Annotated in this window: 32 protein-coding genes; 21 read left to right on the forward strand and 11 right to left on the reverse strand. The window is 34.2% G+C overall.

The window, feature by feature from the left end; translation table 11 throughout:
* Positions 1 to 131: 131 nt before the first annotated feature.
* The 5 genes from ACUN26_RS05080 to ACUN26_RS05100 all read left to right on the forward strand — a co-directional run bounded on the left by ACUN26_RS05080 (position 132) and on the right by ACUN26_RS05100 (position 3,703).
* Positions 132 to 1,430 carry an NtaA/DmoA family FMN-dependent monooxygenase gene (locus ACUN26_RS05080; RefSeq protein ID WP_000104860.1) on the forward strand — a complete coding sequence of 433 codons (1,299 nt, stop codon included), beginning with the start codon at positions 132 to 134 and terminating at the stop codon, positions 1,428 to 1,430.
* Positions 1,431 to 1,613: 183 nt separating this feature from the next.
* Entirely contained in the window at positions 1,614 to 2,450 is an 837-nt protein-coding gene (locus ACUN26_RS05085; protein WP_000343347.1) for a TrmB family transcriptional regulator, read from the forward strand.
* Positions 2,440 to 3,168, forward strand: coding sequence for an AzlC family ABC transporter permease (locus ACUN26_RS05090; protein ID WP_000247290.1), 729 nt, complete (start codon positions 2,440 to 2,442; stop codon positions 3,166 to 3,168). The genes ACUN26_RS05085 and ACUN26_RS05090 overlap by 11 nt, the downstream gene beginning before the upstream one ends.
* A complete protein-coding gene (locus ACUN26_RS05095; protein ID WP_000425939.1) occupies positions 3,159 to 3,470 on the forward strand; it encodes an AzlD domain-containing protein in 312 nt (103 codons plus the stop codon). The genes ACUN26_RS05090 and ACUN26_RS05095 overlap by 10 nt, the downstream gene beginning before the upstream one ends.
* Positions 3,471 to 3,532: 62 nt before the next feature.
* Positions 3,533 to 3,703, forward strand: coding sequence for a DUF3951 domain-containing protein (locus tag ACUN26_RS05100; protein ID WP_000602233.1), 171 nt, complete (start codon positions 3,533 to 3,535; stop codon positions 3,701 to 3,703).
* 24 nt (positions 3,704 to 3,727) lie between these two features.
* Here the strand turns inward: ACUN26_RS05100 and ACUN26_RS05105 are convergent, their stop codons facing one another.
* The 5 genes from ACUN26_RS05105 to ACUN26_RS05125 all read right to left on the reverse strand — a co-directional run bounded on the left by ACUN26_RS05105 (position 3,728) and on the right by ACUN26_RS05125 (position 6,677).
* The gene (locus tag ACUN26_RS05105) at positions 3,728 to 4,087 is read right to left on the reverse strand and encodes a hypothetical protein (protein WP_001131597.1); all 360 of its coding nucleotides are present in this window, start codon (positions 4,085 to 4,087) and stop codon (positions 3,728 to 3,730) included.
* Positions 4,088 to 4,098: 11 nt separating this feature from the next.
* Positions 4,099 to 4,692: a dienelactone hydrolase family protein gene (locus ACUN26_RS05110; RefSeq protein WP_033657381.1), complete on the reverse strand. Its 594-nt coding sequence runs from the start codon at positions 4,690 to 4,692 to the stop codon at positions 4,099 to 4,101.
* A 2-nt stretch (positions 4,693 to 4,694) separates the two neighbouring features.
* Positions 4,695 to 5,030, reverse strand: coding sequence for an antibiotic biosynthesis monooxygenase family protein (locus ACUN26_RS05115; protein WP_000834000.1), 336 nt, complete (start codon positions 5,028 to 5,030; stop codon positions 4,695 to 4,697).
* A gap of 186 nt (positions 5,031 to 5,216) precedes the next feature.
* Entirely contained in the window at positions 5,217 to 5,396 is a 180-nt protein-coding gene (locus tag ACUN26_RS05120) for an H-type small acid-soluble spore protein (protein WP_001025738.1), read from the reverse strand.
* Positions 5,397 to 5,462: 66 nt separating this feature from the next.
* Positions 5,463 to 6,677, reverse strand: coding sequence for a helix-turn-helix domain-containing protein (locus ACUN26_RS05125; RefSeq protein ID WP_000212333.1), 1,215 nt, complete (start codon positions 6,675 to 6,677; stop codon positions 5,463 to 5,465).
* A 117-nt stretch (positions 6,678 to 6,794) separates the two neighbouring features.
* Between ACUN26_RS05125 and ACUN26_RS05130 the strand changes: the two genes are divergently transcribed.
* Together ACUN26_RS05130 and ACUN26_RS05135 are read left to right on the forward strand one after the other, a co-directional pair.
* Entirely contained in the window at positions 6,795 to 8,063 is a 1,269-nt protein-coding gene (locus tag ACUN26_RS05130) for an MFS transporter (RefSeq protein WP_000503120.1), read from the forward strand.
* Between the two features lie 112 nt (positions 8,064 to 8,175).
* Positions 8,176 to 8,700, forward strand: coding sequence for a DUF4398 domain-containing protein (locus tag ACUN26_RS05135; RefSeq protein WP_000723951.1), 525 nt, complete (start codon positions 8,176 to 8,178; stop codon positions 8,698 to 8,700).
* Between the two features lie 40 nt (positions 8,701 to 8,740).
* Here the strand turns inward: ACUN26_RS05135 and ACUN26_RS05140 are convergent, their stop codons facing one another.
* Positions 8,741 to 9,634, reverse strand: coding sequence for a LysR family transcriptional regulator (locus ACUN26_RS05140; RefSeq protein WP_001023487.1), 894 nt, complete (start codon positions 9,632 to 9,634; stop codon positions 8,741 to 8,743).
* A gap of 163 nt (positions 9,635 to 9,797) precedes the next feature.
* Here ACUN26_RS05140 and ACUN26_RS05145 point away from each other — a divergent pair, with 163 nt between their 5' ends.
* Genes ACUN26_RS05145 through ACUN26_RS05165 form a run of 5 tightly spaced genes read left to right on the forward strand, consistent with a single transcriptional unit; the run spans position 9,798 to position 15,589 of the window.
* Entirely contained in the window at positions 9,798 to 10,790 is a 993-nt protein-coding gene (locus ACUN26_RS05145; RefSeq protein WP_000351785.1) for an ABC transporter ATP-binding protein, read from the forward strand.
* A complete protein-coding gene (locus ACUN26_RS05150; RefSeq protein WP_000714709.1) occupies positions 10,768 to 11,793 on the forward strand; it encodes an ABC transporter substrate-binding protein in 1,026 nt (341 codons plus the stop codon). The genes ACUN26_RS05145 and ACUN26_RS05150 overlap by 23 nt, the downstream gene beginning before the upstream one ends.
* Before the next feature lie 12 nt (positions 11,794 to 11,805).
* On the forward strand, positions 11,806 to 13,476 hold the full coding sequence (locus tag ACUN26_RS05155; RefSeq protein WP_000248157.1) for an ABC transporter permease: 1,671 nt from the start codon (positions 11,806 to 11,808) through the stop codon (positions 13,474 to 13,476).
* Positions 13,473 to 14,735 (forward strand): MBL fold metallo-hydrolase, encoded by a 1,263-nt coding sequence (locus tag ACUN26_RS05160; RefSeq protein ID WP_033657314.1) that lies wholly within the window; start codon positions 13,473 to 13,475, stop codon positions 14,733 to 14,735. The genes ACUN26_RS05155 and ACUN26_RS05160 overlap by 4 nt, the downstream gene beginning before the upstream one ends.
* A gap of 20 nt (positions 14,736 to 14,755) precedes the next feature.
* Positions 14,756 to 15,589 (forward strand): hypothetical protein, encoded by an 834-nt coding sequence (locus tag ACUN26_RS05165; protein WP_000755332.1) that lies wholly within the window; start codon positions 14,756 to 14,758, stop codon positions 15,587 to 15,589.
* Positions 15,590 to 15,642: 53 nt separating this feature from the next.
* On the opposite strand, the gene ACUN26_RS05170 is transcribed toward ACUN26_RS05165, so the two are convergent.
* A complete protein-coding gene (locus ACUN26_RS05170) occupies positions 15,643 to 16,065 on the reverse strand; it encodes a YfmQ family protein (protein ID WP_000214566.1) in 423 nt (140 codons plus the stop codon).
* A gap of 41 nt (positions 16,066 to 16,106) precedes the next feature.
* Between ACUN26_RS05170 and ACUN26_RS05175 the strand changes: the two genes are divergently transcribed.
* The 6 genes from ACUN26_RS05175 (at position 16,107) to ACUN26_RS05200 (ending at position 19,748) form a co-directional block, all read left to right on the forward strand.
* Positions 16,107 to 16,223: a hypothetical protein gene (locus ACUN26_RS05175; protein ID WP_002011946.1), complete on the forward strand. Its 117-nt coding sequence runs from the start codon at positions 16,107 to 16,109 to the stop codon at positions 16,221 to 16,223.
* 65 nt (positions 16,224 to 16,288) lie between these two features.
* Complete coding sequence (locus tag ACUN26_RS05180) at positions 16,289 to 16,450, forward strand: hypothetical protein (protein WP_000108701.1); 162 nt, start codon at positions 16,289 to 16,291, stop codon at positions 16,448 to 16,450.
* A gap of 162 nt (positions 16,451 to 16,612) precedes the next feature.
* Positions 16,613 to 17,248: a cupin domain-containing protein gene (locus ACUN26_RS05185; RefSeq protein ID WP_000107763.1), complete on the forward strand. Its 636-nt coding sequence runs from the start codon at positions 16,613 to 16,615 to the stop codon at positions 17,246 to 17,248.
* Between the two features lie 248 nt (positions 17,249 to 17,496).
* Complete coding sequence (locus ACUN26_RS05190) at positions 17,497 to 18,588, forward strand: serine hydrolase (RefSeq protein ID WP_001019994.1); 1,092 nt, start codon at positions 17,497 to 17,499, stop codon at positions 18,586 to 18,588.
* Positions 18,589 to 18,711: 123 nt separating this feature from the next.
* Positions 18,712 to 19,287 carry a histidine phosphatase family protein gene (locus tag ACUN26_RS05195; protein ID WP_000208274.1) on the forward strand — a complete coding sequence of 192 codons (576 nt, stop codon included), beginning with the start codon at positions 18,712 to 18,714 and terminating at the stop codon, positions 19,285 to 19,287.
* 89 nt (positions 19,288 to 19,376) lie between these two features.
* Positions 19,377 to 19,748: a hypothetical protein gene (locus ACUN26_RS05200; RefSeq protein ID WP_000461765.1), complete on the forward strand. Its 372-nt coding sequence runs from the start codon at positions 19,377 to 19,379 to the stop codon at positions 19,746 to 19,748.
* Positions 19,749 to 19,766: 18 nt separating this feature from the next.
* Here the strand turns inward: ACUN26_RS05200 and ACUN26_RS05205 are convergent, their stop codons facing one another.
* From ACUN26_RS05205 to ACUN26_RS05215, 3 genes are read right to left on the reverse strand one after another with little or no spacing between them, the layout of a single operon-like run.
* Positions 19,767 to 20,699, reverse strand: a complete 933-nt coding sequence (locus ACUN26_RS05205) for an alpha/beta fold hydrolase (protein ID WP_002093795.1) — start codon at positions 20,697 to 20,699, stop codon at positions 19,767 to 19,769.
* Entirely contained in the window at positions 20,660 to 20,989 is a 330-nt protein-coding gene (locus ACUN26_RS05210; protein ID WP_000545614.1) for a DUF3147 family protein, read from the reverse strand. Before ACUN26_RS05210 ends, ACUN26_RS05205 begins: the two co-directional genes overlap by 40 nt.
* Positions 20,973 to 21,383 carry a MarR family winged helix-turn-helix transcriptional regulator gene (locus ACUN26_RS05215; RefSeq protein ID WP_000651923.1) on the reverse strand — a complete coding sequence of 137 codons (411 nt, stop codon included), beginning with the start codon at positions 21,381 to 21,383 and terminating at the stop codon, positions 20,973 to 20,975. Before ACUN26_RS05215 ends, ACUN26_RS05210 begins: the two co-directional genes overlap by 17 nt.
* Positions 21,384 to 21,507: 124 nt before the next feature.
* On the opposite strand from ACUN26_RS05215, the gene ACUN26_RS05220 reads away from it, so the two are divergent.
* Positions 21,508 to 22,338 carry a protein phosphatase 2C domain-containing protein gene (locus ACUN26_RS05220; protein ID WP_002043012.1) on the forward strand — a complete coding sequence of 277 codons (831 nt, stop codon included), beginning with the start codon at positions 21,508 to 21,510 and terminating at the stop codon, positions 22,336 to 22,338.
* A gap of 42 nt (positions 22,339 to 22,380) precedes the next feature.
* On the opposite strand, the gene asnB is transcribed toward ACUN26_RS05220, so the two are convergent.
* Positions 22,381 to 24,204 carry an asparagine synthase (glutamine-hydrolyzing) gene (asnB, locus tag ACUN26_RS05225; RefSeq protein WP_445540871.1) on the reverse strand — a complete coding sequence of 608 codons (1,824 nt, stop codon included), beginning with the start codon at positions 24,202 to 24,204 and terminating at the stop codon, positions 22,381 to 22,383.
* 271 nt (positions 24,205 to 24,475) lie between these two features.
* Here asnB and ACUN26_RS05230 point away from each other — a divergent pair, with 271 nt between their 5' ends.
* On the forward strand, positions 24,476 to 25,042 hold the full coding sequence (locus ACUN26_RS05230; RefSeq protein ID WP_000840025.1) for a sigma-70 family RNA polymerase sigma factor: 567 nt from the start codon (positions 24,476 to 24,478) through the stop codon (positions 25,040 to 25,042).
* Entirely contained in the window at positions 25,039 to 26,184 is a 1,146-nt protein-coding gene (locus ACUN26_RS05235) for a DUF4179 domain-containing protein (protein WP_000653164.1), read from the forward strand. The genes ACUN26_RS05230 and ACUN26_RS05235 overlap by 4 nt, the downstream gene beginning before the upstream one ends.
* Positions 26,185 to 26,202 lie beyond the last annotated feature (18 nt).

The raw sequence follows: 26,202 nt of genomic DNA on the forward strand, positions 1-26,202 counted from the left end.
TTGCTTTTATTACAGTTACAACATAAAATGATAATCATTATCATTTTATGTTGTTTAATAAGAATGGAAGTTGTGATGGTCGTATCAATTGTTTAACTAGGTGAATTAAAAACGAAGGGGAAGGTGTATTTATGTCTACTAAAAAGAAACTTTGCATTGGATTATGTTTAATTTCTAGAAAGAAAGAACAAGAGAGTATGTTTAATTCAGGGATAGATGAACAAGTAGAGTTGGCACTACAGGCAGAAGAGGCTAAGTTAGATTTTGTTTTTAAAGCAGATTATTTAGTGGCGCACCCGGATTTAATCGCTCGTAATAAGGGGAATGTAATGTTAGATCCGACATTATTATTTACTGCTATTGCGTATGCAACAGAAAAAATTGGAGTGGTTACGACTGCCTCCACATCGTTTTATCCACCATACATACTTGCGAGGCAATTACAATCTTTAAATTGGATTAGTAATGGCCGAGTAGGTTGGAATATTGTCACATCCATTGATGGTGCAGAAAACTTTGGTGAGACAGGGATGCCGCCATCTGAGGAACGATATGCGAAAGCTGCAGAATGTACAGAGTTAGTAAGGAAACTTTGGAGAAGCCATCCTTATGAAGTTTTGAAAGTAGATAACACTGAAGTCATTAGAGAGATGGTAAAGCCTATTGAGCACAGTGGTGAATACTTTGAGGTGAAAGGGCCACTTAATATTCCGCAGCATATTTCAGGAGAAATGCCATTATTTCAAGCGGGTGCTTCAGAGGCTGGCCGGAATTTCGCTGCTTCTGTTGCGGATGCGATTTTCGCCGCGATGCCAGATATAGAATCAGGAATCGAACTTCGTCAAAATTTAAGAAGAAGAGCAGAAAAGCATGGCCGAAAGCAAGATGATGTACGGGTATTACCTGGATTGTATTTCTTTATCGGTGATACATATGAAGAAGCGCTAGAGATGCATAGGCAAGCTCATCAACATCTCACAATGGAGAAGAGATTGGCTTTACTTGAAATGGTACTCGGATTAGATGCTAGAGGAATTTTACTAGAAAGTAAGATAAAGGAAGATATGTTGCCAAGTAGAGAGCAAACTGTACGTAGTAAAACACATGCCGAATTATTACGGAATTTCATCATTAAAAATGAACCAACTGTTGAACAAATACTAGAACGACCAGAAGTTGTTTGTTCTGCTCATTGGGTTGCGATTGGTACACCACAAGATGTATTCCAGCAAATTATGGAAAGATTTGAAGCAGGAGCACTAGATGGATTTATTGCAATTCCAGGTGGGCCTCAGAAATCATTGGATCTATTCTTTAGTGAAGTTATTCCGTTATTTGTGAAGGCGGGTATATTTAGGGAAGAATATACAGGTTCAACTTTGCGTGAACATTTAGAGGGGACTTCATTAAATACTTTGCTGTTAAAATAAGTAGAATACTATGTAGAAAATGCCTTTCATAAGAAGGCTTTTTCTTTTTTGTTAAAATTTCAGAATTATCAATTGACTTTATAGGTCTTCTTTTTTTATATTAGTAGGTATAGTAATAACTACTAATATAAAATGAATGCATCGTTTTCAAATGAGAGCTATGTAGATTGTGAGGGGTTACCGATGGATGAAATAATAAAAGAGTTACAAAAGCTAGGTTTTTCCCAATATGAATGCAAAGCGTACATTGGATTATTAAAACATTCCCCAGTAACAGGATACGAAGTGAGTAAACAAACAGGGGTACCTCGTTCGATGATTTATGAAGTACTTGGCAAGTTGATGGATAAAGGAGCGGTGCATATCGTTCCTTCTGAACCAGTGAAATATGTACCAGTGCCAGCTACGGAATTAATGGATCGAATGCGAAAAGACTTTGAAAAGTCCTTTGCATTTTTAGACCAGAAATTAAATTGTTTAGAACAAGAGCGGCAAATTGATGTAATTTCGCATATTCGCTCAAATGATCGTGTTTTGAAAGAAATATGCAATATAATTAATAGAGCAAAAGAAGAGCTATGGATTTCAGTATGGGAAGATCAAGTGCACGAGATTGAGCCGTTCATTCATCAAAAGGAAGAGGAAGGCGTACATATTTTTTCCATTTTATTTGGTGCTCCAGAAACAAAAATAGGAGCGACATTTCATCATAATTATATGACACCTCACGTCGTTGAAAAGAGAATGGGAGGTCATTTAACTGTTATCGCGCGTGATGGGGAAGAAGTATTAATTGCTAACTTTTCAAATGATAGCACTTCATGGGCGGTGACAACGTATGATCCAGCTTTAGTACTCGTCGCTACAGAGTATGTTCGGCACGATATTATGGTGGAAGAGATTACGAAGGAGTTTGGAGCTGATAAATTAGATACATTATGGCGTGAAAACATAGATTTAGTTCATGTCGTAACAGGCAAACGCACGATGGAAGAAATGGAGGGAGATAATGGTGAATAAAGCTCAAGCACATATGACACTGCAGAGCGATGATTCATTTCAGCAAGGTGTAAAGGATTGTTTACCAACTGTATTTGGATATTTGAGCATTGGTATAGCAGCTGGTGTTATTGCGAAAACAGCAGGTTTTTCGGTCATAGAAATCGCCTTTATGTCCACGTTAATTTACGCAGGTTCTGCTCAGTTTATATTAGCGGGGATGTATGCAGCAGGTGCCCCAGCTTCAGCAATTATTTTTACCGTGTTCTTTGTTAATTTACGTCACTTATTAATGAGTGCGGCACTTGCGCCTTACTTCACGAAGATACCTCTTTTTAAAAATGTAATAATTGGTTCGCAAATTACAGATGAAACTTTCGGCGTTGCAGTGCAACAAGCAGCGCAAAAAGGATATTTAGGCGAGAAATGGATGATGGGCCTTAATGTAACAGCGTATTTAAATTGGATTCTTGCTACAGTTATCGGGGGGCTTTTTGGTGAGTGGATACCAGACCCTCATACGTACGGGATGGATTATGCATTACCAGCGATGTTTATCGGATTATTTGTACTTCAGCTAATAAGTAGTAAACCGAAACTAGCAATTCATCTCAGTGTAGCAATTGTAGCGATTATTATCGCATACGTTTCACACTTATTTATGCCAGATAGTATAGCAGTTATTATTGCAACATTACTAGCTGCGACGATTGGAGTGCTGATTGAAAAATGGAAATGAGATTAGATGTATTATTACTATTACTAGCGGCAGGAGCTGTCACACTCGTTCCGCGTATTTTGCCTCTTCTCGTATTTAGTAAAATACAAATTCCAGACTGGGGTTTAAAATGGTTAAATTACATACCAATTGCGATATTAGCAGCACTTTTAGCACAAGTATTATTTATGCATGAGACGATGCAGTGGGATTATCTTATCGCCGCAATTCCAACATTTCTTGTCGCAATCTATACTCGTAGTCTATTAGGAACCGTATTAACTGGAGTGATTGTGATTATTTTGTTACGTTTCTTTTTCTAGAAAGGATTCGGCTTATATAATAGCGAAAGGTGTAATAATAAGAAATATATAGGGGTGGTGTTATGATACTTTTAACGATAGGAGCAATATTGTTAACGTTGTTTATTTTCTTTATTATCGGCTTTATTACGTTTATGATGTTTGTTGATAAGGCGACACCTCAAATTTATTATACACCTTGTGAATCAGTGACAGTGAAGTCTAAAGGTAAAGATAGAAGGAAGAAAAGTTGATGTCGTGCTTTTCTTCCTTTTCTTTTACATTCCTGAAAGAACTAACAACAACACTCCGAATAGAAAACTAATAAAAGAAAGAAAACCGATACATATCGAGAACACACGATTATTTCTCCATTCGCGCCAGAAGACGATAAATCCTAAAATGCAAAGGAAAAACCAAATGGGTAAAAATATGAACTCACTCATTTTCTTGGGGAGTAACGAATAAAAAGTTGTTACATATAGTACCAAATTTGTCAAAAATAAAATACAAACGATAATGGATTGTGAATAGGGACGTTTTAAAAATTTCTCATTTTTAACTGTTATAAAAATGAGAGTTAGCGCTGATATAAAGGCAATGATTATGAAAATAAGTAAGAGTAATGTAAGGGGCATTAGAACCTCCTTTATAAGAGTGCATTCATAAGAAATGAATCTATTAAATTGTATACTTGTTTTGTAGAGTGTTCGTTATATTTTTCAGTGTATGGATTTAAAAATCCATGCTCACCTTGTAGTTGTTTTATTTCTAATAAAGGATTATCTTGTTGCTGTAATGTTTTCGTTAAGGAGGATACTGAAAAACTAATTTCTTTTTCAGGAAAAATGAGTAATGTAGCGCATGCAGGCTTCATGTGAACATAATCACGTATACGAGAGCCGTAACATCCAATAATAAAATCTAGTTTTGGATTGTTACTACATAGCCATGAGATGGTAGCTCCAACGCTAAAGCCGATAAGTCCAATATGTGCGTAACGATTGGAAAGGCTATGAATGAGTTCCTCAATTTGCTTTTTTCCACCATCAAATCCAATGTGGTTCATAAAATATTGGTATGCTTTTTCTTCATTATTATAATGAAATGCCTGTTGTAATTTTAGAAGATTCGGGCAGAATACATCTATTTGAGATGAAGTGAAGTGGTCAATTACATGATGCATATGATCATTTACACCATATATTTCATGTGAAACAACGAGAGCTAATTTTTTCTTCATCATTACAAAATTTCTCTTTGAAACTTGTATTCTTTCTCTACAAGGCAAATACGCAAGTGGAAGTTTTCATACCATTGCTCACGGCCTCTTTTTTTCGCTTCTTTATGTAAGGCGTTCTTTTTCCAATTTTCAATTGCTTCAAGTGATTCCCAATAAGAGATTGTAATGCCGAGGCCCGAATTATCTCGTGCACTTTCTACACCTAAAAATCCAGGTTGCTGTTTCGCAAGTTCCTCCATTGTTTCGGCAACGGTACTATAATCTGTTGTATCATTTGATAAATTAGAAGTGAATATAACTGCATAATAAGGTTTGTTTTTTTCTAAATCAGATTTCATTGTCTTTCCTCCTTAATGTATAGTACGAATAATTCATCCATAGTTTGTATTTTAGCAGGTCACAAAAAGAAAAGAAGTAGAAAATTCTAATTTTTTCATCCCATGTAAAATAGAAGATAGAAGAAATTTATAATAAATAATCTAAAGAAAGAAAAACGCCACTTCAAAAAATTGAAGTGGCGTTTCTTATATTTCCTCTAAGCTATTAACTGGAACAGTTAATTCGCGACCTGGATTTTTTACTTCATATATGCGGGCGGTTTCGTTGCTTTCGTCGACGTGTTGAATCATAACAGGCATGCCTTGAAAACTGACATTGGCATGTTCCGCTGACACAGAAAGCTCTTTTGCACGTTGAATATTCATTTATATTCCTCCCATCATTATTATCTTTGCTAAAAAAGAGGAATAATATACCATTTCGAGACATTCTTAAAGTTTTTGTATTATTTGTAATGTTTCTTTAATAAATGAAGTGAAGATGGAATCAGGATAGGACTGTACGATTTCATATGCTTCTGTTACTTCTTCAAGAGCTCTTTTTTTATCATTAAGTTTGACATAACAAAGAGCACGATATGCCCCAGCTGTTGTAAGCCGTGCGTGATCAAGTGGATGGTTTATATAATCTGGTATGATAGCACGTTGTAATGTTTTTAAAGCTTCTTCGTATTGTTTTAAACCATACAAAGCTTTTCCTTTTTCAAGATAATACGATCCATCATCTTGAAAAATTCGCTCATCTTTTAGTTTTTCTCGAAATTGTTCTACATGTTCTAATGCAATAGTATATTCATGAGTAATTGTGTTGTAGTAGTAAGCTTTTAAAAGATTAATAACCGCTGCAGATAAAGTATCTTCTGTAAAAATGGCAAATTGCTCTGATTTTTTTATGTAATGTAAATATTGTTCTTTATCAGCCGTTAGGACTTTTTGGTAAGATAAAATACGGTAAAATTCATCTGTTTTATAATACACTTGATGTTTTTTTGAAAATGCAAGTGCATCTAAAATGACACTTTCACATTGTTCGTAATTACCATATGCAAGAAAAATAATCGCCTCATATAAATATAACTCGATATGTATAATGAGATCCATTTCTAAATGTTTCTCTTCATAGTCATTTCGGATGCTAGCAATGAGTTGTAAACATTCAGCATACTTTTTACGTGTGAATATCGTAAAGGATAATTTTAATTTTGTTTCCGTACTTTCCCGGTATAACGTATATTTTTCAAAAATAGAAGTAGCCTTTTCCACGTAATGTTCAATATTGTAATCTTTCATTTTAGCCGCAGCTGTTACAAATTGTTTATATAAACGAGCGGTATTCAAAGTAGGAGGTAGCTCTTTTTGAACGATAGGTAGTAAGATCTCATATACTTCATCGTACTTATTTGCTTTTATTAGTTGTTCCATTTGTTGAATGAGTTCTATCGTTTCCACATCATCATCTTCTAGTAAAAAACTCGTTTCGCATCCAAGTTTTTCAGCAATATATTGTAATGTTTTCATGGAAGGTGTAGCTTTTCCGTTTTCAATTTGGCTTAGCATACTTTTTGTCAGTTCTGAACCTGCTAAATCAGTTTGAGTAAGCTTTTTTTCTTTTCGTAACGTTTTAATTTTTGCACCGAGAGTAGCCATTATATGCTCCTTTATAATTTAAAAGTTAAACACAATTAAACTTTTTATTGTAAAAATTGGAAAGTTGATTATATAATAAGTTTAACACAATTTAACTTTTAAGGGGAGAGTGTCATAATGGGGGATGTAAGTATAGGTCAACATGATTGGAAAATGAAGATTGCAACGAGAAATATTATTTTAATGATGATTGGAAAAATGACGTCCTTGTTAGGGGCGGGTATTTATACGTTTGCAATGGGGTTATACGTATTAAAGACAACTGGTTCAGGAATGGGGTTTGCAACTACTCTTATTTGCGGATCAATACCAAGAATGATCTGTGGCCCAATTGCAGGTGCTGTAGCTGACCGCGTCAATCGAAAATGGCTTGTCATTGGCACAGATTTATTAAGTAGTTTAACGATGCTTATTATGTTTATTCTTGCAACTACTTTTGGGCCATCACTACTGTTTATTTATGTATCAGCGGCATTATTATCAATTTGTGCAAGTTTTTATTCTGTAGCATTAACTTCGTCTATTCCTAATTTAGTAGATGAGGAGCGTATTCAAAAAGCGAGTGCTTTGAACCAGACTGCAGCATCATTATCGAATATTTTAGCACCAATTATTGGCGGAGTTGTATTTGGTTTCTTTTCAATTAAGTCGTTCTTTCTGTTAAATAGTATTACATTCTTTTTAGCGGTAATTGTACAATTATTTATCGTATTTGATTTATATAAAAAAGAAATGGTTGAAAGTAAAGAGCATTTCTTGATGAGTATAAAAGAAGGTTTTTCATATATAAAAAGACAGCATGAAATATATGGTTTAATGAAAATAGGGCTATGGGTAAACTTTTTTGCAAGTGCACTGTTCGTTTCACTACCATTTATTATTATTCAAAACCTGCATTTATCCTCGAAGCAACTCGGTGTTGTAGAGGGAATGTTAGCAGTCGGGATGCTAATTGGTGCGATTGCATTATCAGTACGTAAAGAAGTGAATAATCCGTTTCGCTCTGTTTATATTGGGCTGTTTTTATTTGCGGGTTTAAGTTTATGTACAGTCTTCCCATTGTTAGTTACCATTCCGAAAGTAGTAAGTTTTATGTACTATATTGCTTTTATGATTTTAACGGGTATATCAATGATGGCTGTAAATATCCCGATGCAAGTACATTTGCAAAAGACGACAGATCCAAGTTATTTAGGCCGCGTTTTCGGTTTGCTTGAAACAATTGCTACTGCCATTGCACCGCTTGGTATGATTGTATATGGATTATTATTAGATATGTTACCGACTAGCATTGTTATGATGACAATAGGCGGAGGATTATTGTTAGTTGTTTTAGTTGGAGTGAAGAAGCATGTAGCAAAAAAGCAAGTGGATGTGTCAGCCTAAAAGAAAATTTGACTTAATGATAAAAAATGACCAAATTAGTATTTTAGTTTTTGAAACTCTTTTTCATGTATGTTACAGTAAAGTGAGCAGACAAAGAAAAGGAGAAAACATCATGAAAAAAATAAGTTTTGTTATGCTTTTTCTGTTAGTTGTAATGGCTGGATGTAGCAATTATGACACGTATATTGAAACAGGTATGCAATCATTGAAAGATGAAAAATATAGTGATGCAACAATGTGGTTCGAAAAAGCAGAAAAAGAGAAATCAGGAAATGAAGCGAAATCATATAAAGAAATTGCCGAGATAATGGATCACGGAGCAACAGCATTAAAAGACGGTAAGTATTTAGAAGCGAAAGATATTGCAAATGAAGTGTTACAAAAGAAAAAAGATGATGAACTTGAAAAATCTGTAAAATCAAATGCAGAGAATATGCTTCAAAAAGCAAAAGATGTGGAAGAGAAAGTAAATGAAAGAGTGGCAAAGCGGAGAAAAGTAGAAGAAGAAGGAATCGATAAACTTATTAAAGCTGTCGATAGTATAGATGAAGTGAAAGAAAAAGAGAAAAAAGTTTCAGAAGCATTAGATAAGGCTGAAGAGGCACAAGCAAAAATTGAGGCGAAGAAAAATAAATAGAGTTTTAGTTTAAGAGGCTGTCGTGTATAACGACAGCCTTTTAATTTTTGGCTGCGAAAGAAAGGATGCTATGTAGTAAAAAAGAAATGATTTTAGAATTCCATCTGTCCTCATGATGAATCGTATAAATGTTACGCTGAAATTCAAATCTTGGAATTGGTATATAGCATAGCTCATTTCGCTGTATTTCTTGTTCAATAGCAAGTTTAGAAATAAAAGCGACGCCATTCCCGTATTTTAAAATTTGTTTCATCGTTTCTAATGAATCTAGTTCAATTTCAGATTGGAATGTGATGTTATGTGCTAGTGTCCATTGTGTAAGTAAATCTCTCGTTGTAGATGGATTACGATGCAATAATATACGTTCTTTTTCGATATCTTGTAATGATACATTTGTCTTTTTAGCAAAATGATGTTCTTTGGAAAAAGCGAGAACAAGTGTATCAGGCATTACATTCGTTTGTTTTAAAAGTGGTTCATCAAATGGTGCAGCAGAAATTACTCCGAGATCAATTTCATGATTTTGTAGCATGATTCGAATTTCAGGAGCTGGTTTTACCATGAGTGTTATTTTTATATTAGGAAATTCGCATTGAAATTGGTGAACAACTTCTGGTAAAAGATAAGTCGCTGGTACATAACTAGCACCGATTGTTATAGCACCTTTATGAAAATCTTTAAACTCTTGTGTGACCCGCCTAGCTTCTTTCATAAGTGCATCTATTTTACAAGCATAATGATGCAATGCCTCGCCAGCCTCTGTTAAGAAATACCTTCCGGAACGTAATTCAAATAAAGACACACCGAGTTCCTCTTCTAAGCTTTTTATATGAAATGTAATAGTAGGTTGTTTCACGCCAAGTTTTTCTGCAACAATCGTAAGCTTTTTGTATTTCTTAATAAGCACTACAATTTCTAATTTTAAGATATTCATTATGAATTGCCCGCCTTTTTTATTTTAACTATAGAAAAAATCTATAGAAATAAATAGTTTATTAGAAGTTTTTTAATTTAATCTTTACAGTACATTAACATTCAGTATAAATCCTCCATATAGAATGAAAGCAGGTTAAGAATGAGGGGAGAGAGGTGAAACAATGGATATTAAAATTCACGGATTAGAAAAGACATTTGGACAAACACAGGCGTTAAAACCACTGCAAATTGTCATGAAACAAGGGGAATTTACCACACTTTTAGGACCTTCTGGATGCGGAAAAACGACTTTACTTAGAATGATTGCAGGGCTTGAAGAGCCGGATAAAGGTGAAATATATTTTGGAGATAAGTGTATGTATTCTGGTGCGAAAAAAATAAAAACATCTCCTCATGAACGGAATATCGGTATGGTATTTCAAGATTTTGCTTTATGGCCGCATATGACTGTGTTTGAAAATGTTGCATTTGGATTAAGGGCTACAAAGCAAACGAATCATTTACGAGAAAAGGTAGAAGATGCGATAAAACGAGTTCGTTTACAAGGTATGGAGAAAAGATATCCACACGAACTTTCTGGTGGACAGCAGCAACGTGTTGCATTTGCTAGAGCAATTGTAACAAAACCTCATTTTATTTTGTTTGATGAACCGCTTAGTGCACTCGATGCAATTTTGCGTGAAGAAATGCGCTTAGAGCTTATGGATATCGTTCATTCTATTGGCTTAACGGCATTGTATGTAACGCATGATCAAACGGAAGCTATGTCAATGTCAGATCAAATTATTGTCATGAAACAAGGAGAAGTATTACAAAAAGGAACGCCAGAAGATATTTATGTGAAGCCGTCTCATGAATTTGTTGCAAAGTTTGTTGGTAAGGCAAATTGGCTTGTAGAGAATAAACAAATGGTTCGTCCAGAGCACGTGAACTGGGCAAAAAATGAAGTGTGCGATACGTATACAGGTGAAATTCAGCACGTTACATATGTAGGAGAACGTTATGAAGTGAAAGTAAACATGGGGACACTCGGTGTATGGACAGCTTATCACAATAGTAAGCTAAGCGTCGGTAAACCGGTATCGTTATATGTACCAAAAAAATGTATTCATCATATAGGGGGAGAGTCGTATGAAGAAATTCAGTTCGCTTAAGTCTTTATTTGTATGTACTTTACTATTTTCAGCTGTAGTAACAGGTTGTAGTTCAAAGACAGGTAGTGCAGATGCAAAAAATAAAAATTCTAATGAAAAGAAAATTGTTGTATATAGTGCAGGACCGAAAGGATTAGCAGAAAAAATTCAAAAGGACTTTGAAAAGAAAACCGGTATAAAAGTGGAAATGTTTCAAGGAACAACAGGTAAGATTTTAGCGAGAATGGAAGCTGAAAAGAAAAATCCAGTCGTTGACGTTGTCGTACTCGCTTCTTTACCAGCGATGGAAGGACTAAAGAAAGATGGTCAAACGTTACCTTATAAAGAAGCGAAACAAGCTGATAAGCTACGTTCTGAATGGTCAGATGATAAAGGACATTATTTCGGATATAGTGCTTCCGCATTAGGAATTGTGTACAACACAAAAAATGTGAAAACAGCACCTGAAGATTGGAGCGATATAACGAAAGGAGAATGGAAAGGAAAAGTGAATCTTCCAGATCCAGCACTTTCAGGTTCAGCTTTAGACTTTGTAACAGGATATGTGAAAAAGAATGGACAAGATGGATGGAAATTATTTGAACAACTTAAGAAAAATGAAGGTACAGTAGCGGGGGCAAACCAAGAAGCGTTAGACCCAGTTGTAACAGGTGCGAAAGATATGGTAATTGCGGGTGTTGATTATATGACGTACAGTGCAAAAGCTAAGGGTGAACCGGTTGATATCGTATATCCAAAAAGCGGAACAGTTATTAGTCCACGTGCAGCAGGCATTATGAAGGGTAGTAAAAATGTAGAAGGTGCAAAAGAGTTTATTGATTATTTATTATCAGATGATGTACAAAAACAAGTTTCTAAAGCGTATTTATTGCCAGGTAGAAAAGATATAAAAGCTGAAAATAGACCGAATGTAGAAGAGATTCCAGTATTACATATTGACTGGAAAACAGTTGAGAAAGAACAAGATGCAATAGGAAAACAATTTAAGAAAGTATTTCAATAAGATGGTGATTACATGGTAAATCGATTCGTGTCAGTAAGACAAGTTGGAATGACAGTAGCGTTGTTACTTGTGGCGATGTTAATCGTCATTCCGCTTTTTCTCATTTTATTTTCTAGTGTATATGAAAATAGCAGTTGGAATTTTTTAAAGCCTTTTGAAGTCATGCAGAGTGGCGGATTAGCTGGGATTTTTCTGAATTCGATGCTGCTAGGTGTACTCGTTGTAATAGGAGCTACAATATTTGCATTTCCATTGGCGTTCATTATGAGTAAAACAGATGTAGGAAAGTATAGTAAGTTAGATATTGTTTTTATGATTCCATTTATGACCCCGCCTTATATCGGATCGATGGGATGGATTTTGTTCATGCAACCTAAGGGCTATTTTGAACAATTTTTTCCGATGCTAAAGACGATTTCATCATCGTTTTTTAGTTTAGGAGGTATGGTCTTAATTATGAGTCTGCATTTATTCCCATTCCTTTATTTCATGTTGAAAAACACGTTACTTCAGATTGGGAGTAGTAAAGAAGAAGCGGCAGCAGTTCATGGTGGGAGCTTTTTCTATCGTTTACGAAAAATAATATTGCCGTTATTAGTATCAAGCTATGTCATGGGTGCTTTACTCATTTTCGTAAAGACGATTGCTGAATTTGGAACACCAGCTACATTTGGGCGTAGAATAGGATTCCACGTGTTAACATCAGAAATCCATAAATTTATTTCGAGTTGGCCGATTGATTTTAGTAGTGCAACAGCATTATCTTCTTTATTACTTAGTGCATGTATGCTCATTTGGTATATGCAAAATGTATTGAATCGAAAGTATTCATATGCAATGGTTAGTGGAAAAGGTGTGAAATCTAAAAGGTATACTTTGTCTATATTTGCGCGCGTTGTAGCATGGGTTTATGTGATTAGTTTGCTAATCGTATCAATTGGTATCCCATACTTTTCTATACTAATTGCTTCATTGTCGAAATTAAGAGGCGGTGGATTACATGTAAATAACTTTACAATAAGTCATTATGAAGCATTGTTTACAATGGGTTCTCCAGGATTAGAAGCTTTATGGAACAGTTTTCTTTTTTCGCTCGTAACAGCGGTTGTTGCTGTAATGATTGGAGTCTTTTTAGCACTTATGATTCGAAAGGGGAAGAAGTCTTCTGAAAAATGGCTTGATATGTGCGGTATGTTACCGAATATGGTACCAGGAATAGTGATGGTTGTAGGTCTTATTTTATTTTGGAATTCACCATATATGCCTATGTCCATTTACAATACACCTGTTATGGTTATCGTAACGTATGTTGTTCTTTTTTTACCTTATACAGTGCAGTATGTAAAATCATCGCTCGGACAAATTGATGACTCTCTTGTGCAGGCAGGAAGTATTTTTTCCGGGAATTATATTTATATTTTTAGGAAAATAATATTGCCTCTTATTATTCCTGGTATTCTTGCTGGATGGGCGATGACATTTACGATTTCAATACGAGAGTTAGTAGCATCGCTTCTCGTATTACCTCCATCAGTAGAAACGTCAGCAACGTTTATTTTTGCTCAATTTGAACAGGGGGAAGTATCTATAGGAATGGCGATGGCAGTTGTTTCTGTTGGACTTACAACACTATGCTTATTACTTCTGCAACATATGGAGCAAAAAAGAAAAGGGGTCGCATGATGAGGGTAGAAGTATGGGGAGGAGCAGGAGAGTACGGTCGTTCCTGCTATTTTGTAAAAAATAAAGAGACAAAAATCGTATTTGATTGTGGCATTAATCGATCGTATGAAGATAGTTATCCAAAAATAGAAAGAGAAGTCGTTCCATTTTTAGAGGCGGTATTTTTATCGCATATTCATGAAGATCATACGATGGGTTTACCTTTATTAGCGAAGTATGGATATAAGAAAAAAATTTGGACAACTCGTTATACAAAGGAACAACTTCCGGCTTATTTTGAAAAATGGAGAAACTACAATCTTTCGCAAGGGTGGAATGTACCTTATAACGATCAAAATGTAAAAGATTTAAACTATGTATGTATTGATGAGATTAGTAATCCAAATGAATGGATACAGATTACTCCTACATTGCGGTTTCAATGGGGGTATAGTGGGCATGTATTAGGAGCGGTTTGGTTTTTAGTGGATATGTGTAATACATACGTATTTTATTCTGGTGATTATTCCGCAGAATCTAATATACTACGAGCTAATTTACCTGAGAAGTTGCGAAGCAATATAAAAATTGCAATTGTAGATGCCGCTTACCACACTGATGATGTTTCGCAAAATGAAAGATTAGACGATCTATGTGCAGAAATTGAACGAGTTATGAAAAATAAAGGAGTAGCATTACTACCGCTGCCGCAACTTGGTAGGGCGCAAGATATAGTATTGTATTTATATGAACGATATAAAGAATTTCCGCTTATAGTAGATAAAGAAATTTTGGCTGGATTTGAAGAGATGTTCCTATATAAAGATTGGATAAAAAATAATGAAGAACTTCGATGGGTTATGGAGAGTTTAAAAAGAAACATAATCGTTATGGATCATGACATTAGTATACAAAATAGTTACGGAATAGTTGTAATGAGTGATGCGAATATGCAAACGAAACGCGCACAGTTATACTATGAACAACTTCGGCATGAAGAACGGAATTCCATTATTTTTACAGGACATATTGCGAAAGAGAGTTTTGCAGAAAAAGTTATGAAAGAGCATGTAAGGAATACATGTAGGGTGAATCGAGTTCCGTATAAAGTTCATCAAAGTATGGGTGATGTTAAGGCAATGTTAAATATATTATTACCGGAACATACTTTGTTAGTGCACGCTCATAAAGAGGATACGGATCGATTACAACAAAAGCTAAGTACAGCAGGATATGAAAATATATATTCACTTGCAATGGAACGTATAGAAGTCATTTAAAATGTAAAGGGGATAGGTATATGAAAAAAGTATTTGTATTCGTAAGCATTTTCTTTTGTTGTTTCCTTTATAACGTGATGGAAGGGTTTGCTGCTAGTCCAATGAAACCTAGTTTTGAAGTGAAGTTATTATTAAAGCCAGAACAAGTATTAGGTTATAACAAAGAGATGAAGCAAGAGGTACTAGAACATTTCCAAGCTGGTACAAATGATGAAAGAATACAAGTGCAATTTTTAGATACGGCGAATAAAAGTTTAAGTAACGAAGGTTGGTTTGCGAGAATTCGAAAGAAAGAATTTAGTAAAGATTTTGAGCTAACATATAAAAAAAGATATCCTATTCAAAATGGTGTAATTCAAGATGCACTAGAAGTAGCTAAAAAAGAAGGATTTGATAGTAAAACTGATAGTTATGAGGCGGAAATAGATTGGGGATTTGGGAAGAAAACGTTAAGTATTTCAAATAAGAAAAGTTACAGTGCTAAAGGATATGGGGTACTTGATTTACCAAATGAACAAGCTTCTCAAAATATGTTAATAGAAAAGTTACCAGGGAAAATGAACAAATGGTTGTATACGAATTGGGGAGAAGAAATGTTAAGGGATTCTCACATTTACGGTCCTGTATTAATGAAACGATATACAGGTGAATTTGAAAATATAAAAACGAATATTGAAATTTGGCCATTAAGTAATACTGGGAAGATAGAAGATGACTTCGTAATAGAAGTGTCGTTTAAAACAAATGAGGAAAGTATTGCGACAAAACAAAGAGAATTATTAATGGCGAGTATAGAGAAAAAAGGATGGTTGTTACCGAAAGATAGTTTGAAGACAGAGCTTATTTTTCAGTAAATGAGAAAAAAGGAATCCATATTTCGTGGATTCCTTTTTCTAATATATGAGTATTAAGCTAAGTCAGCTGACACGAACATATCACTATTTTGAAGATTTTTAGAGCGTAAACTATAAGCAACTACCTTCTTTTTATGTTGTTTTACAACATCAACATGCTCCTCGTGACTATAAATATAAAATGTAAAATCCTTTTTGCCACGTTTTGCATTGATAATTAAAGGAGTGCCTTCATTGTGAGGCGGTGCATAATAGCGATCTAAAAATAAACCTTCATTAAAATCATGAATGATTTGAGACTTTTTTTCGTCTTCTACGCTCTTCCCATTAATAGTAACAGTCACATTCTCTTCTTCAAGTTGTGGATGTGTTTCGTACTTGCTAATAATGGATTCAATAACAGAGTTAGGAAGGCTAGAAACGATAATTTTAAATGCCCCAAATACAACTAACAGTACAATAAACCAAGTCGTCATAGTATATCATCCCCTTTATTCTATTTAATAATATAACTCATATGGTAATAGTACATATGGTGAAGTTTTGTATAATTTGTGAAAAATATGCCATTTTTACGAACGAAATATTAGAAAAATCAATTTTGTTACAAAAAGTTGAAATCGAAGTATTTTAAAAGAAAAAGGTTTATAATAAAAATATAACTAATAACCACATTACTAATTATAAGGAAGTGTAACTATGAGTACTGTAGCAATCGTGTATGGTATTATTCTTTCTACAATTATTGTTTTATTTTTCGTTGGAGTTTCACGTTATATTCATAAATGGAAAGAAGGCGTTGCGAAATTAAATCACATTGAAGAAGAACTTAGTGATTTAATGTTACATCATGGTAAGTAAAAGAGTTATTATTTAACTAAACAATGTGAAGGCTATCACAAAACATGTTTTCCTAATGAAAGCATGTTTTTTTATTATGTGCTGAATAGGCACATATCATCTATTTTTTCCATACGATACATCGTTAAGTACAAAATGTTAGGAGCGGAAAAGAGGGATGATATGAGTACGTCAGGTTATGTTCCAGATAATAAAAATTTAAAGAAAAGCTCAGGAACTCCAAACCTTTTCTTTGATTCAAGAAAAAATGTCTTTTTTAAAAGGGATGAGAAAAACGTTGCATATGAAGTTACTTCAACGCAGTTACCAGCAATGATTGGAGGAGCATTTGTTGATTTATTTATGACGAAGGGACATATGCGAGAACCGCATTGGCATCCGAATGCATGGGAATTAGATGTTGTTGTATCAGGAGAAGCAGTTACATCCATTTTAAATCCTGAAACGAATCAATTGCAAAATTATCATGTAAAAGCGGGGCAAACAGTCTTTATTCCAATGGGATGGTGGCATTGGATCACAGCCATAACAGAGGAAGTACAATTACATTTGTTCTTCAATAACGATCAGTTTGAAACAGCAGAAGGATCAGACATACTTAGATTAACACCACCAGAAGTATTTCAAGCTGCATACGGTGTAAGTGCAGAGAAATTAGAGAAGGACCTTTCGCCAATTAAGGAGTCGGTTGTAATTGGTCCACCTAACTCCAAACGGCTAAAAGAAGTTAAAGAAAGTGACGACTCAAATATAGTCGTTACGTTAAATGGACAAATAACTTCATGTGAAATAGAGTAACTCTTTCTTTTTTAGGAAGAGTTATTCTGTTTTGTATAATTTTGTAATTAAATTTGTTATAATAATTATATAGAAGGGAATGTATCTGGCATTAACGGGCAGTAAAACTCCCACCTTAAAATTCGGCTGGAGCGAAGATGTTAGGTGAGAGTCGGGCTGCCCGTAAACGCCGATTGGTTTAACTAATAATCAGTGGGGGATGAAGAACCCCACTGATTATAGTTTCACTTTATTAGAGGGGGTATATTGTGAACATATTTAAGATTATAGGAATTGTTGCAGGAGTGATTCTAGTAGCTGTTATAGCTTTCTTTGTCATTATGAAGTACTATTTGTCAAAAGAAGATCCTGATTACGTATTAAAGTACATAAAAGAACATAAAGACGATGAAACATGTTCATTATTTATTAAAAGAAATGGAGAAGTATTAACTTCTATAAATGCAAATAAAAAATTACCATTGGCGAGTACGGCGAAAATCGTAATAGCAGTTGAATTTGCTAAGCAAGTATCAGAAGGGAAAATAAGTCGAGATGAACAAATTTCATTGCAGGAGCTAGAAAAATATTACGTTAAAAACACTGATGGTGGAGCGCATCCTAACTGGTTAGAAGATGCTAAAGCGAGAGAGTTAGTGAAAAATGGACAAATCGCTTTGGAAGAAGTCGCTAAAGGGATGATTCATTATAGTTCGAATGCAAATACAACATATTTGTTAGAAAAGCTTGGAATAGAAAGAGTAAATGAAAGTATAAAAGAGTTAGAGCTTACTAGTCATGACAAGTTCTCTTCGTATACTGCTTCACTATATATGAGAGGGTATGTAGAAAAAGAGCTTCATGAGCCAGAAAATCAATCTTTAGAAACGATACGTAACATGTCAAAGGATGAGTATAATAAACATGTGTTACAAATACATGAATGGATGAAAGATGAAGAAGAATGGAAAAAACGGGATATCCCATTAAAGGTAGATATGGAATTTCAGCGAATTTGGTCAGATCGATTAGTGGGTGCAAACGCTAAAGATTATATGAGTATAATGGGGAAAATAAATAGTAGAAATTATTTTCCAAAATCAATGCAAGATGAAATTGAGAATGTTTTTAACGGAACAGTTAAAAATAGTAAGTTTGAATATGCTGGACAAAAGGGTGGTTCTACCGCATTCGTATTGACAAAAAGTTTGTATACTACGGATAAAAACGGCAATAAGGTGGAAGTTGTAATTATGTTTAACGATATAGATGATCAAGTTACATATCAAAAACTTAGAAATAACATAGATTATTTTATTCAAGATTTTATAACAAGTAAGGAATTTAGAAATAAATTATAATGAAATAATTTTATTATGTAAACAAAAGAGTGCTTTTTAAAAAGCACTCTTTTCTATAAATGATACAGGATTTTCTAATTATGCCATTGAATATAGATTGAAAATAAGAAAGGAAGTTGAAGAATGACGACAATATATTTCGTTCGCCATGCCCACTCAACATATACAAAAGAAGAACGTGAACGGCCTTTATCTGAAAAGGGACACTGTGATGCAGAAAATGTAACACGCTTATTAAAAGATGGACATATTGATGTTGTGATCTCTAGCCCGTACAAAAGAGCAATTCAAACTGTACAAGGAATTGCGAATACATATAATGTATCGATACAAATAGAAGAAGATTTACGGGAAAGGTTATTAAGTTCAGAGCCAGTAGAAGATTTTAATGATGCCATTGAGAATGTGTGGGAAGATTGGACTTTTGCATATGAAGGCGGAGAATCAAATGATGTAGCACAAAAGCGTGCTATATTATGCATGCAAAATATATTGGAAAAATATAAAGGGAAGAATATTGTAATAGGTACTCATGGGAATATTATGGTGTTACTTATGAATTATTTTGATTCGAAATATGATTTTCAGTTTTGGAAAACAATTCAAATGCCTGACGTGTACAAATTAACTTTTGATAATAATCGTTTCATTTCTGCTGAAAGAATAGAGGAAGCAGGTCATCGGATAAATATTTTGTAAAAGTTTATCAAAAAAAGAGGAAAGAGAGAAGTTATTGTAGAAGTATGACTTTGTAACATAAAAAATATATGTTAAAGGAGGCTGTTTACATGTTTGAGAAAGAGAAAGAAGGGCTTATTGAAGTTCACAACGTATATGAAATTGCACCAGCAGATGGAACAATTATTGGTATGGCAACGGAAGAAGAAATGGAAATTGCTGCTGAGCTAGAGTTACAGTACTGTGCCCATTCTCGTTTGTTAGAAGCAAATATTCAGTTAGACGGTTCCTCCTATAAAGAGTTACTTCAGGAGTTCCAGGAGTATGAAAGAAAATCGATGAACTTTTGGCGAGCATTACATAAACGTTTAGCTGTGCCATGGGCATGGGTACTACGTATTGATGTTGCGAATGGTCCTATATATGTAAGCAATGGGTATTCGTATTATGAAGAAATTGATGATGAAGAAGATTATGAATAGATAAGTAAGGAAGCAGCTTTAGTTGCTTCCTTTTTTTGTGTGTAATGAGTGAATAGCTTCAATGATAATATCTGGTCGATCATTTTCTATTCCGTGACTAGCATGTTCAGCTAGAATATATTGACTGTTTATAGAGAGGTGAAATTGTTCACGAATTAGTTTTTGCCACGTCGATTCAAGTTGTGTTGCTTCCTCTTTTGGCATGCCGCCCTCAATCATTTGAGTAATAGAATAATGAGGATCTCTACCGATAACGATTAATGGTATTTCTAATATTATATCTAGCTCTTTTATTGAACGAGCACAGTTTTTCCACTCGGATAGTTCAGAAACCGTCGCTTTATATAATGAGGGTGATGTAGAGAATTCTATATAATGTTTTGGTTTGTTGACGAGCATAGGTTTTTGTTCATTATAAAGTGTGTCGACATCCATTTTGGAGTACGTATTATATTTTTGAAGCCACATATCATCAGAATCAGTTTGATCAGAAATCGGTAAATGAAGTTCGTCTAATCGGTGTAAGTTCATGGAAGTAGAATCAACTAAAAGAATTGCTTGTAGCCTATCTTCATGTAACATCGCAAAATGTTGTGCACATAATCCTCCATAGGAATGACCGATTAGAATGATTGGCTCATGAATATATAGTTTGTCTAGTAACATATGTAGTTCTTTTGCTACTTGTATCGTAGTACGCGGATACATTCCCAACTCACTTTTTCCGTAACCTGGGCGATGGTATGAAACGACTGTAAAGTGCTCGGAAAGCTTTTTCATAATGGGAAGCCAATCATAAAAGGAGCAAGTCATTCCAGTTTGAATGACTATAGTTTGTTTACTACTTCCTTTTATATATACTTCTATATTTTGTCCCAATATCTCTACAAATTTATGAATAATAATTCCTCCTAAGTTTGAAATAATTTTTGGCAAGCAAAAACGATACACCAAGCACCTATACCGAGTAGGACAGATGTACTAAGTGCAAATGAATTTTTTAAACTAATATAGACGATAAATAGTAGTAGTGCTGATGCAGGAAATCCATATAATACACCTAAAGCAAATTGACTCAATTCTTGTTTGTTACCACCTTCGAAAGAAATCCAAAATAGACTAAGTAAACTGACAAGAGGAAGGGCAGCGATAAAGCCGTCTATCGTACTATAATGTTTAGCGACTTCAGTAATGATACCGATAATAAGTGCCGAAACGATAACTTTAACGAGGAAATGCATATTTTGCCTCCTTCGCTAATAAAGAAAAGGCTTTTTCAATTAATTGTTGTTCTTCTTTTGATAACTGTGATTCTAATATTTTTATCTTTTCTTTATCTAGTAAAGTATGCTTTTCTAATACTTCCATTCCTTCGGTTGTTAATGTAAGATTTACGACCCTTTCATCTTGTTTATTTCTCTCTTTAAGGAGGAAATCCTTTTGAATAAGGCGCTTTACGTGTTCAGATGCTGTGTTATGAGAGAGACTAAGCTCAGAAGCAACTTTTCCAATTGTTATATTTTTCTCACGGGAAACGATTTGTAAAATACGAATTGCTTGGTGGGAAAGGTTGTCCTCATATTCACATCGTAAGTGATAATAAATACTCTCCCAATGTTGATTGATGTCTTTCATAATAATAAATCCCCCTATTTTTATATCGTATAATAAGATATATTCGTTAATACAGAAATAAAATCCTTTTATTTGGATAAAAAATATTGAAAAAGTTTATTTTTATTGAAATATAAGGTAATCTATGTGTAAAGGTATACATTTAGCAAGAGAGAGGATGATAGCTGTGAATACATTTAAATGGATTAGTCATGAACAGATGTATGTAGATGAAATACATGTTGAAAAATGTGGTCCTCTTTCAGTCGGCGTATACGGTGGAAATCAAGAAAGTGATGCATATGAAAGAGGAGATGCGGTGCTTGCTTGGTGGGATCCTGAATTACAATTTGAATTTGTTATGATTTTTGATACACATCATAAAACGAAAAATATCAATTATATAATAGAAGCAATTTCAGAAAGAAAAGAGAAACTAAAAGAATTATTTTCATACCCAATACATTTAGCTTTTCATCATACACATATGTACTTATTAGCCTTATTCACAGATGAGTTATTTATTGAAAAATGTGATCAAAATGATGAAGAACTTGCATGTTTAATTTGTTTGCGAAAAGGCGAGTTCTTATATTGGCTATCAGTTGGTGATTGTTTCGCATACTTATTCCATTCTGAGCAAACGAAGAATGGAAAAGGACGATTAAATAAACGGAAGAATTACGAATATATTGGCAGGAAAAATATTTTCGCAGCAAATACACCTTGTTTTACTTCAGGTGTGAGGGGATTAGAAAAAGGTACGAATCACATTGTAATGGCAACGGACGGTATTTTAGAGTGTGATAAACGAAGGTTTGATGATGATCAATCTTTAGTAGAAATATTACACGACGGAAATAGCTTACAGATTGAGCCGGTATTAACAAATGTACTGCAGTGGAAAGGTAGAGATTGTGCCACCATTATCGGATGGTCTATCGATACTGAAAATAGACAATGCGCTAATTCATAATAAAAAGGAGTTCAAGGTTTGTTGTCCTTGAACTCCTTTTTGTTAAGCAATATGAATATGATACGTTTTCAACCATTCATTTACTTGTAGCATATACTCCATAGCACTCCTCGCTTCAAAAGTGTTAATCTCTTTATTACTTTGATCAGCAATTGAAAGTAGAATGGAATGGTTAATGAGTGAGAAAATAGGATTGTTTTTATTACTACACATATCAAGTGTTAAATTACGAATCGTTTGTAAGTAGTGTGGGTCTTGTGAAGTTGGATAAGCGCTTTTTCTTCTATTTCGTATATCGTCAGGTAAAGCTGGTTTTAGTGCTCTACGTAAAATGCCTTTTTCAATATTATCAATACTTTTTATGTTGAAAGGAACGTTCCATAAATATTCAACTAATCTATAATCGCAAAACGGTACACGAACTTCAAATCCTACAGCCATGCTCATACGGTCTTTACGATCAAGTAAGAACGGGAGAAATCTCGTTAAAAATAAATAAAACATTTGGCGTTGTTTCGCGGATTTTTTACTTTCCCCTTCAAGAGTAGGTACTTCAAGAACAGCTTCATGGAATCGTGTATGAATATAATGCTCAGGATTACATTGCTTTGATACGTCGTTTAATAATAGAGAAGATGTGTTTTTCCAGTTTGTTAACCATGGAAACTTATCTACATATAATAGTTCTTCTTGATGAAACCAAGGATACCCACCGAATACTTCATCGGCAGATTCCCCGGATAAAGCTACAGTTGCATCTTTTTTCATTTCGCAAAATAGTAAATATAGTGAAGTTTCCATTTCGCCTGCACTTGGTAAGTCTTTCGCATGAAGGGGAACGAATAAGTGATTTGCTAATTCTTCAGCATTCACAATAATGTCATGATGCGACGTCCCTACATGTTCAGAAACACGTTTTACCCAAGGAGCATCTAGACCAGTTCGAGCAAATGTCAGTTCGAAATCTTTCGCGCTATTTAAAAAGTCGATTGAATATGTGTGAAGTGTTTTGTGTTCCTCTGCAAATTCTTTCCCCGCAAGTGCAGTAATACCACTAGAATCTAATCCGCCTGATAACATACAAACGAGTGGAACATCGGCAATTAATTGTCTTTTTACTGTATCTTGTAAAATAGATAAAATATGAGAAGATGTATCTTCTATAGAGTCTGTATGGATCTTACTTTCTAAGTTCCAATACTTCGTAACTACTTTTTTATCACGTGTAAATGTTATAGAATGTCCAGCACGTACTTCTTGAATATGCTTAAACACACCACATCCTGGAGTTCGAAATAACCCTAATCCAAATATTTCATTTATTCCATCCGCATCAATTTCAGCAGGGACAGATGGATGCGCTAATAATGCTTTAATTTCAGAACCGAAAATAATACTGTCATTTCTTTCTGTATAAAAAAGTGGTTTTACACCTAAATGATCGCGTGCTAAAAATAATTGTTGTTTCTGATCATCCCATAAGGCGAAAGCGAAAATTCCATTTAAATGTTGTACGCAGTCTTCTTTCCATTCTAAATAAGCATGTAGTAACACTTCTGTATCTGAATGAGTTTCAAATGCATGTCCACATTTTTGAAGTTGCTCTCTCAGCTCACGGAAATTATAAATTTCTCCATTATAAGTAAGAGCATACGTATAATCACCAGCACGGAATGTTTTTGGTTGTGTCCCGCCTTCTGGATCAATTACAATTAATCGCGGGTGTGCAAAAGCCGCTCTAGGTGAAAACCAAAATCCTTCAGCATCCGGACCACGATGCTCAATACTATTCGCTATCTTTTCTAAAACAACATGTTCATTGGAAAGGTCCTTCTTCCAATCTACCCAGCCTGTAATTCCACACATACACATCTCATCTCCTAATTTAAAATAATTAAAAGTAGATTAACAAAATAAAATGTACACTAAGTTAAAGAATGACTACATAAATAGTGTACTACATGAATTAAACTGTAGACTTGAGAAAATTTTCTTCAAATGCAAAGTTATATGAGACAATGGCTGAGGAAAAGTATTCCATTACATAAAAAAATAATAAAAAAGATGAGAGAAAACATTTTTCAGGACGTTATATAGGGTGTAAAAGCTTTTACAAAAAAATAAGGGGAATCGCTACATGAAATCAAATGAGAAAAATTTTATAAAAAGATTACAGCGGCAAAAAGAAGATGCCTTAGAATTTGTTGTTGATACATACTTACCACTCATAAAGGGGATCACGCATAAAGTTCTTCTTCCAGTTCAAAATGATGGATTGATGGAGGAATGCATAAATGATATATTTCTTTCCATTTGGAATAACGCAAATAAATTTCATGGAGAGCCGAGTGACTTTAAAAAATGGATTGCGGCAATTGCAAAGTTTAAAGCAATTGATTATTACCGAAAAGCGAATAAAAAAGTAGAAATCATTTCAGATGAGTTTCATATTAGTACCAAAAAATCGGCAGAAGACGAATTAATCGTTATGGAAGATAGGGAAGAATTATTGAATCTTATTAATCAATTGGAACCGTTAGATCAAAAAGTATTCATTATGAAATATCTTCTCGGTATGAAGACAGAAGAAATAGGAGACAAGTTAGGGTTAACTCGGGCAGCGATCGATAATCGCGTGTACCGTGGGAAAAAGAAACTACAACAAAATGCTACGAATATTAGTTTTGGAGGTAGTGCAATATGAAAGATATTTATGAACTATTAAATGATATTGATATAGATGAAAAAGAACTTGAGGAAATTGGGACTTCTGAAATTGAAAAAGAAAAAGTGAAGCGTAACTTAAAACAGTCGATACGTACGAAGAAAAAGATGAAAAGTTGGAAAAAAGGTGTTGCTGCAGCATCTATTTTAGTCGGCGTATCGGTTGCCATGCTTGGCATCGGATTTCCTACATACGCTGGAGGACTACCAATAGTAGGGGACATATTCCGATTTTTAGATAATGGTAGAACAGGGTTATATGAAAATTATAAAGCTGACGTAGAGAAGACGGCGGAGCTTCATAATAATTATAAACAATACGCTATAGTACTAAATATGATAAAAGAAAGCAATGGAATTAAGATAACGGTAAATGATGCGATTTTCGATGGGAAGACAGTATCAATAAACTACTCTATAGAAAGTAACAGAGATTTAGGCAAAAATCCAAGTACATTGGATTTTTTAACTATTAAAGGAGCAGGTGCCCAATCAGGAAGCAATGAAATTACTAAAGTCGCTGATAGAAAATATACAGGTTTAATAAAAACAAGCAGCGATCTAGTTAGTAGTAAAGAAACTACAGTGAACATTGAATGGAGTATAAAAAGTATAGACATTTTAGAAACAGAAGAAACGATAAAAGGGGATTGGAATTTTAATATTAATCTAAGAGGAATAGAAAATAAAGAGCAATTGATTAGAGGTAGTACAGAAAAAGATGGTGTAAAAGTAAATATGGAGAGAATGGAAATAACACCAATGTCGTTTATTTTATACTACAATCAAGAAGTATCTCAAGAAATAAGGGGTGTATGGGATGGAGTGGATATCGATTTAGAAGTGAGGGATGATTTAGGTAATCAGTATTCTGGGGAAGGAAATGGAGGCTCAGGTGAGGATTCTTATAATTTTAATTGGAGTAAAACATTCCAACAACTCAATGAGAATGCAACCAAGCTAATAATAACGCCTCACGTTAATTTAAGAATTCACACTCCTGAAAATTATGGTTCGGTAACAATAGTTGGAGGACAAGTAAAGGAGAGTTTCGTGTCTCGAAAACTGGGAGGCAATAAGGGTATTGTGTTAGATGATATTGTAATTGATTTAAAGAAATAAAAGAGAGACTGCCTAAAA

The organism is Bacillus sp. WC2503 (assembly GCF_052682895.1).

What these genes read in the sequence shown, in the direction of transcription:
- ACUN26_RS05150 (WP_000714709.1), top strand. Translation starts at nt 10,768, where the DNA reads ATGAAGAAATTCAGTTCGCTTAAGTCTTTATTTGTATGTACTTTACTA.
- ACUN26_RS05140 (WP_001023487.1), bottom strand. Translation starts at nt 9,634, where the DNA reads ATGAATATCTTAAAATTAGAAATTGTAGTGCTTATTAAGAAATACAAA.
- ACUN26_RS05185 (WP_000107763.1), top strand. Translation starts at nt 16,613, where the DNA reads ATGAGTACGTCAGGTTATGTTCCAGATAATAAAAATTTAAAGAAAAGC.
- ACUN26_RS05180 (WP_000108701.1), top strand. Translation starts at nt 16,289, where the DNA reads ATGAGTACTGTAGCAATCGTGTATGGTATTATTCTTTCTACAATTATT.
- ACUN26_RS05165 (WP_000755332.1), top strand. Translation starts at nt 14,756, where the DNA reads ATGAAAAAAGTATTTGTATTCGTAAGCATTTTCTTTTGTTGTTTCCTT.
- ACUN26_RS05085 (WP_000343347.1), top strand. Translation starts at nt 1,614, where the DNA reads ATGGATGAAATAATAAAAGAGTTACAAAAGCTAGGTTTTTCCCAATAT.
- ACUN26_RS05125 (WP_000212333.1), bottom strand. Translation starts at nt 6,677, where the DNA reads ATGGCTACTCTCGGTGCAAAAATTAAAACGTTACGAAAAGAAAAAAAG.
- ACUN26_RS05105 (WP_001131597.1), bottom strand. Translation starts at nt 4,087, where the DNA reads ATGCCCCTTACATTACTCTTACTTATTTTCATAATCATTGCCTTTATA.
- ACUN26_RS05235 (WP_000653164.1), top strand. Translation starts at nt 25,039, where the DNA reads ATGAAAGATATTTATGAACTATTAAATGATATTGATATAGATGAAAAA.
- ACUN26_RS05210 (WP_000545614.1), bottom strand. Translation starts at nt 20,989, where the DNA reads ATGCATTTCCTCGTTAAAGTTATCGTTTCGGCACTTATTATCGGTATC.
- ACUN26_RS05080 (WP_000104860.1), top strand. Translation starts at nt 132, where the DNA reads ATGTCTACTAAAAAGAAACTTTGCATTGGATTATGTTTAATTTCTAGA.
- ACUN26_RS05195 (WP_000208274.1), top strand. Translation starts at nt 18,712, where the DNA reads ATGACGACAATATATTTCGTTCGCCATGCCCACTCAACATATACAAAA.
- asnB (WP_445540871.1), bottom strand. Translation starts at nt 24,204, where the DNA reads ATGTGTGGAATTACAGGCTGGGTAGATTGGAAGAAGGACCTTTCCAAT.
- ACUN26_RS05130 (WP_000503120.1), top strand. Translation starts at nt 6,795, where the DNA reads ATGGGGGATGTAAGTATAGGTCAACATGATTGGAAAATGAAGATTGCA.
- ACUN26_RS05220 (WP_002043012.1), top strand. Translation starts at nt 21,508, where the DNA reads ATGTGTAAAGGTATACATTTAGCAAGAGAGAGGATGATAGCTGTGAAT.
- ACUN26_RS05135 (WP_000723951.1), top strand. Translation starts at nt 8,176, where the DNA reads ATGAAAAAAATAAGTTTTGTTATGCTTTTTCTGTTAGTTGTAATGGCT.
- ACUN26_RS05100 (WP_000602233.1), top strand. Translation starts at nt 3,533, where the DNA reads ATGATACTTTTAACGATAGGAGCAATATTGTTAACGTTGTTTATTTTC.
- ACUN26_RS05200 (WP_000461765.1), top strand. Translation starts at nt 19,377, where the DNA reads ATGTTTGAGAAAGAGAAAGAAGGGCTTATTGAAGTTCACAACGTATAT.
- ACUN26_RS05175 (WP_002011946.1), top strand. Translation starts at nt 16,107, where the DNA reads ATGGTAATAGTACATATGGTGAAGTTTTGTATAATTTGTGAAAAATAT.
- ACUN26_RS05115 (WP_000834000.1), bottom strand. Translation starts at nt 5,030, where the DNA reads ATGAAATCTGATTTAGAAAAAAACAAACCTTATTATGCAGTTATATTC.
- ACUN26_RS05160 (WP_033657314.1), top strand. Translation starts at nt 13,473, where the DNA reads ATGATGAGGGTAGAAGTATGGGGAGGAGCAGGAGAGTACGGTCGTTCC.
- ACUN26_RS05110 (WP_033657381.1), bottom strand. Translation starts at nt 4,692, where the DNA reads ATGAAGAAAAAATTAGCTCTCGTTGTTTCACATGAAATATATGGTGTA.
- ACUN26_RS05090 (WP_000247290.1), top strand. Translation starts at nt 2,440, where the DNA reads ATGGTGAATAAAGCTCAAGCACATATGACACTGCAGAGCGATGATTCA.
- ACUN26_RS05215 (WP_000651923.1), bottom strand. Translation starts at nt 21,383, where the DNA reads ATGAAAGACATCAATCAACATTGGGAGAGTATTTATTATCACTTACGA.
- ACUN26_RS05170 (WP_000214566.1), bottom strand. Translation starts at nt 16,065, where the DNA reads ATGACGACTTGGTTTATTGTACTGTTAGTTGTATTTGGGGCATTTAAA.
- ACUN26_RS05155 (WP_000248157.1), top strand. Translation starts at nt 11,806, where the DNA reads ATGGTAAATCGATTCGTGTCAGTAAGACAAGTTGGAATGACAGTAGCG.
- ACUN26_RS05145 (WP_000351785.1), top strand. Translation starts at nt 9,798, where the DNA reads ATGGATATTAAAATTCACGGATTAGAAAAGACATTTGGACAAACACAG.
- ACUN26_RS05095 (WP_000425939.1), top strand. Translation starts at nt 3,159, where the DNA reads ATGGAAATGAGATTAGATGTATTATTACTATTACTAGCGGCAGGAGCT.
- ACUN26_RS05230 (WP_000840025.1), top strand. Translation starts at nt 24,476, where the DNA reads ATGAAATCAAATGAGAAAAATTTTATAAAAAGATTACAGCGGCAAAAA.
- ACUN26_RS05120 (WP_001025738.1), bottom strand. Translation starts at nt 5,396, where the DNA reads ATGAATATTCAACGTGCAAAAGAGCTTTCTGTGTCAGCGGAACATGCC.